The following is a 10,341-nucleotide window of genomic DNA, read 5'->3' as shown; positions in this document are numbered from 1 at the left end:
CAGCATCAAGGTAACCGGCACCGTACTCACCGCCACCGAGAAGACCGTCAACGACGACCAGGTGATGGAGCTCAAGGTGCGCATCCCGTCGAAGGAGCTTGAAGGTAAGCGCGATGGCTTCGCCAAGGTGCTCAAGGGAACCATGCAGCTGACCTTTGTGCCTGGGCAGACCGAACTCGATCTGGACGGCAAGGGCAAAGAGGCGGACGGGCAGACCGAGCTGCCGGTGGAGGGTGAGTAATGGCGAACCTAGAAGAGAAGTTACGGCGAGCAGATCAGCAGAGCTTTGATAAGTGGTTCAACCGCTGGCTCAAAAAGTACAATCCAGAAAAGCACATGATGGATGCGGCGATGAAGGGATTCACGGGACTGCTCATTTTTGACGAGTATTCCGATACCTATCCAGATCGCCGAGACCCTTACGAAAAGCGGCGGATGGCTGATGTTAGATTTTTTGAGCGACTAAAGCAGGAGTTCCCGGACGTGCAGCTAAAGCGTGAGCAAGTTCCGCATAAGCCGCTTATCGGCAGCCCGTACTCAAGTATCAGGATTCGTGCATCGTGGGGTGTTAGTCATGGGTAAGAAAGGCCAGCGACTGAAAGCGCGCCGCCGCAAGCAAGCGGAGAGCCGCGAGGCCAACATGGCCAAGATTCTGTCCGGCGAGGCCCAGTACCAGCATAAGGGGCCATCGTCCCGGTGGGGCTTACCCGGTCGCGGCAGATGACACAAAAAGGGCCACCCGAAGGCAGCCCGAGATTGATCAGCAAACCAATCTTAGCATAAGGGGTGGCCGAAGTGGAAAAGCATCAGAGCAGGTTCGAGTGGCTGCAAGACTATCTCGGCCTCGAGCAGGAGACCAGGTACTTCGAGTGGAAGATTCGCAAGGCCGCCGCCGAGGCTGATCGATGGAGCAACGGCGATCTAAGCCGGCTGCATATCCATGGCCAAGGCACCCGGGCCGGCGTCGCTGGAGATGAGATCGAAGCCCTGCAGCAGAAGCTCGACGCCTGCGAGCAAGAGAAGCGCCAGCTGCTGGAACTGATCGACACCTTCGACGAGACCGACAACCAGATCCTCAGGTACAAGTACATCGACGGTCTCACGCTCGAGGTGATCGCGGCGAAACTTCACTACTCGACCGACACCGTGGCCAAGCGCCACGCCGAGCTTCATCGGCGGCTGGATTGGCTTGACGAGTGGGAGAAGAGTAAAAGAGAGCTGGAAGATAGACTAGATTACTAGTTTTGTCAATGTAAAGTTGTGGTACTACTGCGATACAGGGAAATAGTCGACAAAAGGCGATATTCTAATAACGTGATAATCACACAAGAGGCGGGGTTGCTGCTTGATGATTGTCGCCGGTGGCCATAGCTAAATGACAGAGCGGCGTGCGGACGCGCACGAACACGATCTCGGTTTGACTCCGGGTGGCCACATTCCGGGGTAGCCCGCCCCGGAACTTCATATTTGTTTTCCAGCCGGCGGAAACCGGCGACTCCTGGCTGCTGACCTGTCAAAGGGTCGGTAGTCGTCGCACCCGGCGCGCGGTGCCCAACAATTTGAGAAGGATGTGAATGCCTTCCTCAAAAAACTGTAGCGCGCAAAAGTTTTGTTCTAACAGCGGCCGCGGGCGGAAAACCGTAAGGCCTCAGCATATACACGGCGTCGGAGCTACGGCTTGCGGCGCCATTACTTTGCACTCGGGAGGTCAAGTCATGGACGACAAGAGAAAGACCTGCGACTTTGATGGTTGCAATGAAAAAGCGGAGGCTGATCGATGACTGGCGACCGGAAGTATCGCGTCTCCTACTGGGGCGAGAGCGCTAAGGAACCGACCGAGAGCGAGCTGCAGAAGCGCATGGTTACGATGCCTGAGTCAACTCGCACGCTGATGGGTCACGGCACTCGCATTCAGTTTATGTTCTTCCTGATCGGCGACGGCGAGGAGTGGTTCGTGCCTGCTGATCATGTAGTCGAGATCGTGGAGGTATATGACAAGCATGAGAGCTGATCGCCAGGGCGCCCACCGCGTCGCCTTCGACAAGAACAAGAAGATCATCTTAAAGACCCAGAACACGTGCGGCATCTGTGGACGACCGGTGGATAAGTCGCTCAAGGCGCCGGACCCGATGAGCCCGGTCATTGACCACATCATCCCGGTCAGCAAAGGCGGGCACCCGTCAGACATCAGCAACCTGCAGCTGGCCCACTGGACCTGCAACCGGCAGAAGTCTGACAAGTTGTTCAAGCAGCCACAAGAGGAGCCAAAGGTGCTAGGAAACAGGAACCTTCCACAAAGCATAAATTGGGCCTCTTACAGGTCTTAGGGCAATCTGGATGGATAACACTCGGAGGAGTTTTCGGTGGCTTAGAGGGGGGGATAGCCCCCTCCCCGGGTCTGTCTCCGTCATTCACGCCGTCACTGTACATTTTTTCTCACGCTATCATGTTAGGAGCTGATTGCATGGCCTTGAAAGGGATCGGATATATGCGCGTAAAGTTAGCGCAACACCAATCACGCGTCAATTTGCGCTATAAGCAGTACGCAATGAAATATCAGGAGTCGGAAGTCGGGATTACCATTCCACCACAGATTCGTATGCGCTATCGGTCGGTTCTGGGGTGGTGCGCTAAAGGCGTTGATAGTCTAGCTGACCGGTTGGTATTTCGTGAGTTTTCCAATGACGACTTTGAAGTCAACGAGATTTTTCAGGCAAACAATCCAGACGTGTTCTTTGATTCGGCTGTGCTCTCCGCGCTCATTGCTTCCTGTTCCTTCATCTACGTGTCAAAAGGCGAAGACGGTGAGGTGCGGCTGCAGGTGATCGAGGCCAGTAATGCGACCGGCATTATCGATCCAATCACCGGCATGTTGACGGAGGGATATGCGGTACTCGCTCGTGACGATAAGGGATCTGTCACCGTAGAAGGGTACTTTACGCCAGAACAAACTGATATCCATTACGCTGATCCAGACATTGCGGACTTCTCGGTTGCAAACCCAGCCGGTCACCCGCTACTGGTGCCAATCATTCATCGACCTGACGCGGTCCGACCGTTTGGCCGGTCCCGCATCACTCGGGCGGGGATGTACTATCAGAGTTACGCCAAGCGGACGCTTGAGCGTTCCGATATCACGGCCGAGTTCTACTCATTCCCGCAGAAGTACGTCGTTGGCCTGAGCAATGATGCAGAGCCACTGGACACATGGAAGGCCACGGTTTCCTCGATGCTTCAGTTCAGCAAGGACGAGGACGGGGATGCGCCTAAGCTGGGCCAGTTTACGACCGTGTCCATGTCGCCTTTCACCGAGCAACTACGGACTGCCGCAGCTGGATTCGCCGGTGAGACTGGGCTGACCTTAGATGACCTTGGCTTTGTGTCGGAGAATCCGTCTTCTGTTGAGGCCATCAAGGCCAGCCATGAGAACCTACGGCTTGCTGGTCGGAAGGCCCAGCGGTCGCTCGGGTCTGGACTGTTGAATGTGGCGTATCTGGCCGCGTGCTTGCGTGACGACTATCAGTACAAGCGAAGCCAATTCGTCAACACTACGCCGAAGTGGGAGCCGCTGTTTGAACCCGATGCCAATACGTTGACACTAATTGGCGATGGCGCCATCAAACTCAATCAGGCCTTGCCAGGGTTCCTTGACGCAAATGCCATTCATGACCTGACTGGCATCAAGGGTGCCGACACTCCCGCGCCGTTGGTTGCTCCTTATACTCCCGAAGGCGGTGAGGGTTAGTGGACGACGACATTGTTCCAGCACTGCTGGAGACCATCAATCAGCAATTCGACCTTAAGGCCAACCAGAGCACCATCCTACGCGTGCTTTTACAGGCGGCGAAGAACAACAAGGCGACATACCTAGACGCCAATAAGTTTGCCATCGAAATCGGGAAGATTTTGGGGGATGTGCTAGGCGACAACATTAGTTCATCTGTGCTACCGGATGGCCGCATGTATTACAATATCGGGCAACGCATTCTGGGCTCGGCATTGAAGAAGAACCATGACTTGATCACTGGATTTACCGATGATGTGCAAGGACAGTTGAACAAAAAGGCCGGCATTGGTCTAAAGGTGCAGACCCCGGCGTTCAATGAGGACCGTGTTGCTGGGCTCGTGAATCGACTCGATAGTGAAGCGAATTTCGACGATGTGGCCTGGATGCTAAAAGAGCCGGTCGTGAATTTTAGCCAAAGCGTGGTTGATGATGCGGTAAAGGCCAATGCTCAGCTTCACTACAAAGTTGGACTACACCCGAGAATCACTCGAAGCCTTGTCGGAAAGGGTTGTGCGTGGTGTCGTGAGAAAGCGGGCGTATACGAGTATCCGGATGTTCCGAAGGACGTATATCGACGCCATGAAAACGACCGGTGCATAGTGGAGTACAATCCGGGCACCGGGAAACACCAAGATGTTTGGTCTAAGCAATGGAAGGACCCGGAGAAAGATGCTAAAATTGAGGCAAGGAAGCAGCTGGTAAAACTGCCGAGTGGCCGGAAGTTTGTGAAGTCCAAGCATGGTAGAGTTCGGCAAAGTGAGCGTGACATCAACGACAAAGACATTGCTGAGGCACTCGCACATCCGATCAAGGTTTTTCCGATTGAGACCGACAAGCTGGGACGCCATGCGCAGAAGCATATCGGCGAAAAGACTACAGTAGTCATGAACCCGGATACAAACAAAGTTATCACCACATATCAAACCAGCTCACGAAAGAGACGAAAATACTCGAAAGGAAGTGAGGAGTAGTGTTCACTAAAGAGCAGATTGATTTCATGCTCAAGCACGAAATCAGCATCGACTTCAGCAAGCCGCTTAGCGACGATGACCTTGACCTGATTGATGATAAGGTGTCGCTACTTCTCCAAACCGAGGGGTTCGATAAAGACTATGAGCCAACTCCCATTGGTACGATGGCTGAAAGCATCATGGATGTGCTAGCAACGATGTAGCACCTGGCTATTAAGCTGAGTGCTATTTTTGTACTCTCACCACGACCCAAGCAAGTCGCTAAACTGCGGGATTGGAGGAGGATATCCATGACTATCCAAGTCAGACTTGGTAATCAGCATCCTACTCAGTCGGTAATTCTTCCGTATACTGATAGCAAATATCGTCAAGCAATTGATCACTACGAAGCCTCTGGGCGCAAGGCCCAGGAGTGGCAGCTGGAATTAGCCAAGCATATCCTTGCGGTGAATAGCGACAATTTGTGGACGCACACAAAGTTTGGCTACTCGCTGCCACGTCGTAATGGTAAGAACGAAGTCGTCGTAATCCGTGAGCTCTACGCGCTGTTTGATGGCGAGCAGGTCCTGCACACCGCGCACCGGACGACCACCAGTCATTCCTCCTGGGAGCGGCTGATGAGTATCCTGGATAAGTCGCATGTGCAGTATGAGTCGCTCAAAGCCGTTGGCCGCGAGCGAATTGAGCTGCCAAGTACCGGCGGCCGGGTTGAGTTTCGCACTCGGACATCTACCGGTGGCCTTGGCGAAGGCTTTGACCTGCTTGTGGTCGATGAGGCGCAGGAGTACACCACCGATCAAGAGTCAGCGCTCAAGTACGTCGTTTCCGACTCCAAGAACCCGCAGACAGTGTTCTGTGGAACACCTCCGACGCCGCTATCAAGCGGCACTGTGTTCGTTTCAATGCGCAACCGCGCGCTTGAACAGCACCCAGACAATGTCGGCTGGGCCGAGTGGGGCGTCGAGGATGAATCAGACGTCAACGACCGCGAATTGTGGTATCTGTGCAATCCGTCACTGGGCACCATCATGACAGAGCGCTCCATTCAAGACGAAGTGGGGCCAGACAAGATTGACTTCAACATTCAGCGGCTTGGCCTATGGATTAAGTACAATCAGAAGTCAGCCATCTCCGAGAATGAATGGAACGCGCTCAAGGTGCACTGTTTGCCGGTGTTCCATGGCAAGGTGTTCGTCGGCATCAAGTACGGCAACGACGGCACCAACGTCTCGATGAGCGTGGCGGTTCGTACTTTGTCCCGGCGCATCTTCGTCGAGGCCATCGACTGCCGTTCCGTGCGCGAGGGTGATCACTGGATCATCAACTTCTTGAAGCATGCCGATGTGGCAGCAGTCGTGATTGACGGTGCCAGCGGCCAGAACCTGTTAGCAAAAGACATGAAGGACTTTGGTCTCAAAGAGCCTATTCTGCCAACGGTGAAGGAAATCATCAGCGCCAATGCGGGGTGGGAGCAAGCCATTTACCAGCAAACGGTTCGGCACAATGGCCAACCATCACTCACGGCGGTTGCGACTAACTGCGCGAAGCGCAACATTGGCTCTAATGGCGGCTTCGGTTACAAGTCTCAGTTTGACGATATGGATATCAGTCTTATGGATAGTGCTTTGCTGGCACATTGGGCTTGCAGCAATGTGAAACCCAAGAAGAAGCAGATTGTTCGATATTAGGATCCCGAGTGGGATCCTTTTTGATTACCGATACCACCGGGTAAGTGGGAGAAAGGACGTTTACAATGTCAGAATTTACACCAATTGAATCGCAGGAAGACTTGAATAAAATCATTGAGGCGCGGCTCGCCCGACAAAAGGAATCTTTTGAAGCCAAGCTAGGCGGTTTTGATGAATTGAAGGCCAAGGCCGAGAAACTCGAAGCTGAAAATGGCACACTTCGGAGCATCACTGAAAAGGCTAAGGAAGAAGCCAGCAAGACAGAAGCGACTATTGCCGATTTGAACGGTCAGGTGGCTGGATTCAAGACTGCCAGTTTGCGCACTAAAATCGCTCTTCAAAATGGCCTGCCATACGAACTAGCAGACCGACTTGTGGGTGATGACGAAAAGAGTATGCAGGCTGATGCGGAGCGGTTGGCTGCATTCGTAGGTAAACAACCGACCACACCGCTCAAGGATCCAGATATGGGTTCAAAGGCGGGTGGCAAGAACAGCGCTTATAAATCGTTACTTGATGGTTTAAAAACAGAAGGAGAATAGAATATGTCTACTTTATCTAAAGGAAATTTGTTTGACCCAACCCTGGTCGCCGATCTGATCAACAAAGTCAAGGGCAAGAGCTCTCTGGCGGTTCTGGCACCGCAAGCACCCGTCGCCTTCAACGGCCAGAAGGAATTTACTTTCACGATGGATTCCGACATCGACGTCGTTGCCGAGAACGGCAAGAAGACCCACGGCGGCGTAACCGTAGATCCATTGACCATCGTACCAATCAAAGTTGAATACGGCGCTCGGGTCTCTGATGAGTTTCTGTATGCATCCGAAGAAGACCAGATTGACATCATCAAGGCCTTCAACGATGGCTATGCGAAGAAACTGGCCCGTGGCCTGGACATCATGGCCTTCCACGGCCTGAACCCACGCTCCAAGACTGCCTCTGCCGTGATTAGCGACAACCACTTCGACAAGAAGGTAGCACAGACCGTTGACTTCACCGCGGCTAACCCGGACCAAAACGTTGAAGCTGCTGTGGCAATGATTCAAGGTGCGGAAGGTACTGTTACCGGCATGGCACTGGACCCAGTATTCTCCGCCGCTCTGGCCGCAATGCGCACCGGTGACACGACCAACGTCCGCCTGTTCCCAGAACTAGCATGGGGAGCCAACCCTGGCAGCATCAACGGCCTGCCTGCTGACATCAACTCCACGGTCACTGCTGGTACCGACGATGTGGCCATCATCGGTGACTTCGCTAACATGTTCAAGTGGGGATACGCCAAGGAAATTCCGCTGGAAGTTATCCAGTACGGTGATCCAGACAACAGTGGCCAGGACTTGAAGGGTTACAACCAGGTTTACCTGCGTTCCGAGACATACTTGGGCTGGGGCATTCTGGACGCGTCTAGCTTCGCTCGCATCAAGAAGCCAACCACGGGCGAATAGTATGAAATACCGCAATAGTAAGACTGGTGCCGTGATTACGACTAGCTCTGCAATTGGCGGTGGCGATTGGGTATTGGTGCAACCGGGGGGCGTTGCAAAAAAGCCGGAACTAGTTAAGTCTGCCCCAAAAGTAGCGGAAGCGGCTAAGGCAGCTAAGAGGCAGGAGACTGAAAAGCCTGCTGGGGATGGTGTTGGCAGCGTGACCGTTAAGCAAATCAAGCAAGAGCTTGATGCCATGGGTATTGCATACAGCGCTACCGCCAAAAAGCAAGAGCTATACGACCTAATGATTAGGAAGTGATACAATGACCGACTTTGCGACTGTGGATGATCTGACAACGTTATGGCGGCCACTCAAGCAAGACGAGACAGAACGTGCGACTGCATTGCTGAGCGTGGTATCTGACGCATTGCGAGAGGAAGCTATCAAGGTCGGAAAGGATCTTGATGCGATGGTAGATGAGCGGCCCAGCTTTGCCAGCGTTGTTAAGTCTGTTGCCGTGGACGTTGTCGCACGAACGCTGATGACGTCGACTGATCAAGAGCCGATGACACAAGCATCGGAAGGCGCGATGGGCTACACCTGGTCAGGATCCTACCTAGTACCAGGCGGCGGCCTATTCATCAAGAACACTGAGCTGGCACGTCTCGGTTTGCGTCGGCAGCGATACGGGGTGATTGATTTCTATGGCGAAGATTAAAGGAATCACCGTGACCTTGATTGATAAGGTGCCAGATGGGTTCGACGCCTTTGGACACCAGGTATACCAGGACTCCGAGGTCAGCGTCGAGAATGTGCTGGTCGCCCCAACAACGGCCACAGACGCCGTCAGCGAGCTTGACCTCACCGGTCGAAAAGCCGTGTACACCTTAGCCATTCCCAAGGGTGACACGCACGACTGGGAGGACAAAGAGGTGCGCTTCTTTGGCCAGCGCTGGCGTGTCTTCGGCATTCCGCTCGAAGGCATCGAAGGCCTGATCCCACTGGACTGGAACAAGAAAGTGACGGTGGAGCGCTATGCCTAAACAAGGGTTCGTGCTTAACCGCAGCGCCGTGCGCGAACTGCTGCGGTCGCCGGAGATGCAGGCCGTCTTGAAGGAACAAGCCAGCGCCATCCGCAGCCGCGTTGGCGACGGCTACAAGCAGGACATCTTCGTCGGCAAGAACCGTGCTAACGCGATGGTGTCAGCGGACAGCTTCGAGGCGCGGCGCGACAACATGAAGAACAACACACTTTTGAAGGCGGTGCGCTAGATGATTGAGACAGTGCTGAAGCAGTACCTGGACGGTCACTTAGCGGTACCGTCTTTTTTTGAAAAGCCAGAGCCTGATCAGGACTCGTATGTGCTGATTGAGCGAACCGGTGGCGCTATGCGTAATCACTTGGCAACCGGTACGTTCGCATTCCAGAGCTATGCGCCGTCGATGCTCGATGCAGCACAGCTGAACGAGCAGGTGAAGGCAGCGGTAGCAGATGCGATTGAGCTGCCAGAGGTGGCGTCCGTGCGCCTCAACAGCGACTACAACTTCACGGACACAACGACAAAAAAGTACCGATACCAAGCCGTTTTTGATATCGGGTACTACTAAGGAGCGATACACATGTCTGATGCAAAAAATGTATCAACCGCCAAGCCGAAAGTTGGCGGGGCAATCTATTCCGCACCACTCGGGACGACACTGCCAACCGATGCAGTGTCCGAACTGAGCGCGGAGTTCAAGAGTCTGGGCTACGTGTCCGATGACGGGCTGACCAACAAGAACACGCCTTCGTCCGATAAGATCACCGCTTGGGGTGGTGACACCGTTGCCGTCGTCCAGAAGGAGAAGACCGATGAGTTTACTTACACCCTGATTGAAGCGCTGAACGTCGATGTTCTCAAGGAAGTGTACGGGCCAGACAACGTCATCGGCACACTGGACACCGGAATTACCATCAAGGCGAATAACGCCACTCTGCCGGCGCACGTACTGGTCGTGGATGTGATTCTGCAGGGTGGGGTGCTCAAGCGAATTGTCATTCCATCTGGCCAGGTATCCGAGCTGGGCGAGGTCAAGTATGGTGACGAGGACGCCGTGGGCTACGAGACCACGCTGGCCGCGCTGCCAGATGGGTCGGGTAACTCGCACTACGAGTACATCGGTAAGCCAACGCCTGCAACTAATACGGGGGATTAATAATGCTCAAAGGTAAAACAAGCACTGGGTTCGAGTACGAAATCAGCGATGATCGGGTGAACAACTACGAGCTTCTCGAAGTCCTTGAAGAACTCGATGAGAGCCCAGCGGCGCTGGTGCGTGCGGTCAAGATGCTGCTGGGTGCCGAACAGACCAAGGCACTGAAGGACCATGTGCGCACCGAGTCTGGCGTCGTTCCGGCTGATCGGATGACTGACGAGCTCAAAGAAATTTTCGAACGCCAGGGCGCAGTAAAAAACTCCTAATCCTC

General features: G+C 54.0%; 18 protein-coding genes. All 18 read left to right on the top strand.

Annotation, left to right across the window (positions count from 1 at the left end; translation table 11 throughout):
• Positions 1-241, top strand: a 241-nt coding sequence (locus HII33_RS10550) for a hypothetical protein (protein ID WP_179395746.1), incomplete at its 5' end; no start/stop codon positions are given.
• Positions 241-582, top strand: a complete 342-nt coding sequence (locus HII33_RS10545; protein WP_179395745.1) for a hypothetical protein — start codon at positions 241-243, stop codon at positions 580-582. The genes HII33_RS10550 and HII33_RS10545, both read left to right, overlap by 1 nt.
• Before the next feature lie 213 nt (positions 583-795).
• Positions 796-1,242 (top strand): sigma-70 family RNA polymerase sigma factor, encoded by a 447-nt coding sequence (locus HII33_RS10540; protein WP_179395744.1) that lies wholly within the window; start codon positions 796-798, stop codon positions 1,240-1,242.
• A 535-nt stretch (positions 1,243-1,777) separates the two neighbouring features.
• A complete protein-coding gene (locus HII33_RS10535) occupies positions 1,778-2,011 on the top strand; it encodes a hypothetical protein (RefSeq protein ID WP_179395743.1) in 234 nt (77 codons plus the stop codon).
• Positions 1,992-2,327 (top strand): HNH endonuclease, encoded by a 336-nt coding sequence (locus HII33_RS10530; RefSeq protein WP_179395742.1) that lies wholly within the window; start codon positions 1,992-1,994, stop codon positions 2,325-2,327. The genes HII33_RS10535 and HII33_RS10530 overlap by 20 nt, the downstream gene beginning before the upstream one ends.
• A gap of 137 nt (positions 2,328-2,464) precedes the next feature.
• Entirely contained in the window at positions 2,465-3,745 is a 1,281-nt protein-coding gene (locus HII33_RS10525) for a phage portal protein (RefSeq protein ID WP_179395741.1), read from the top strand.
• A complete protein-coding gene (locus HII33_RS10520; RefSeq protein ID WP_246287371.1) occupies positions 3,745-4,758 on the top strand; it encodes a hypothetical protein in 1,014 nt (337 codons plus the stop codon). The genes HII33_RS10525 and HII33_RS10520 overlap by 1 nt, the downstream gene beginning before the upstream one ends.
• On the top strand, positions 4,758-4,961 hold the full coding sequence (locus HII33_RS10510) for a hypothetical protein (protein ID WP_179395740.1): 204 nt from the start codon (positions 4,758-4,760) through the stop codon (positions 4,959-4,961). Before HII33_RS10520 ends, HII33_RS10510 begins: the two co-directional genes overlap by 1 nt.
• Positions 4,962-5,048: 87 nt before the next feature.
• Positions 5,049-6,446: a terminase gene (locus HII33_RS10505; RefSeq protein WP_179395739.1), complete on the top strand. Its 1,398-nt coding sequence runs from the start codon at positions 5,049-5,051 to the stop codon at positions 6,444-6,446.
• Between the two features lie 65 nt (positions 6,447-6,511).
• Positions 6,512-6,988, top strand: coding sequence for a capsid assembly scaffolding protein Gp46 family protein (locus tag HII33_RS10500; protein ID WP_179395738.1), 477 nt, complete (start codon positions 6,512-6,514; stop codon positions 6,986-6,988).
• Between the two features lie 3 nt (positions 6,989-6,991).
• Positions 6,992-7,891 carry a phage major capsid protein gene (locus HII33_RS10495; protein WP_179395737.1) on the top strand — a complete coding sequence of 300 codons (900 nt, stop codon included), beginning with the start codon at positions 6,992-6,994 and terminating at the stop codon, positions 7,889-7,891.
• A gap of 1 nt (position 7,892) precedes the next feature.
• Complete coding sequence (locus HII33_RS10490; RefSeq protein WP_179395736.1) at positions 7,893-8,192, top strand: hypothetical protein; 300 nt, start codon at positions 7,893-7,895, stop codon at positions 8,190-8,192.
• Between the two features lie 4 nt (positions 8,193-8,196).
• Complete coding sequence (locus HII33_RS10485; RefSeq protein ID WP_179395735.1) at positions 8,197-8,592, top strand: phage Gp19/Gp15/Gp42 family protein; 396 nt, start codon at positions 8,197-8,199, stop codon at positions 8,590-8,592.
• On the top strand, positions 8,579-8,917 hold the full coding sequence (locus HII33_RS10480; protein ID WP_179395734.1) for a hypothetical protein: 339 nt from the start codon (positions 8,579-8,581) through the stop codon (positions 8,915-8,917). Before HII33_RS10485 ends, HII33_RS10480 begins: the two co-directional genes overlap by 14 nt.
• The gene (locus HII33_RS10475) at positions 8,910-9,146 is read left to right on the top strand and encodes a hypothetical protein (RefSeq protein WP_179395733.1); all 237 of its coding nucleotides are present in this window, start codon (positions 8,910-8,912) and stop codon (positions 9,144-9,146) included. Before HII33_RS10480 ends, HII33_RS10475 begins: the two co-directional genes overlap by 8 nt.
• Positions 9,147-9,482 (top strand): hypothetical protein, encoded by a 336-nt coding sequence (locus HII33_RS10470; RefSeq protein WP_179395732.1) that lies wholly within the window; start codon positions 9,147-9,149, stop codon positions 9,480-9,482.
• 12 nt (positions 9,483-9,494) lie between these two features.
• Positions 9,495-10,070, top strand: coding sequence for a phage tail tube protein (locus HII33_RS10465; protein WP_179395731.1), 576 nt, complete (start codon positions 9,495-9,497; stop codon positions 10,068-10,070).
• A gap of 2 nt (positions 10,071-10,072) precedes the next feature.
• Entirely contained in the window at positions 10,073-10,336 is a 264-nt protein-coding gene (locus HII33_RS10460) for a hypothetical protein (RefSeq protein WP_179395730.1), read from the top strand.
• Positions 10,337-10,341: the final 5 nt, after the last annotated feature.

This window comes from Lacticaseibacillus absianus (genome assembly GCF_013407595.1).
Classification (GTDB): domain Bacteria; phylum Bacillota; class Bacilli; order Lactobacillales; family Lactobacillaceae; genus Lacticaseibacillus; species Lacticaseibacillus absianus.
Note: the sequence above shows the minus strand (reverse complement) of the source record. Positions and strands in the feature narration are given on the sequence as shown.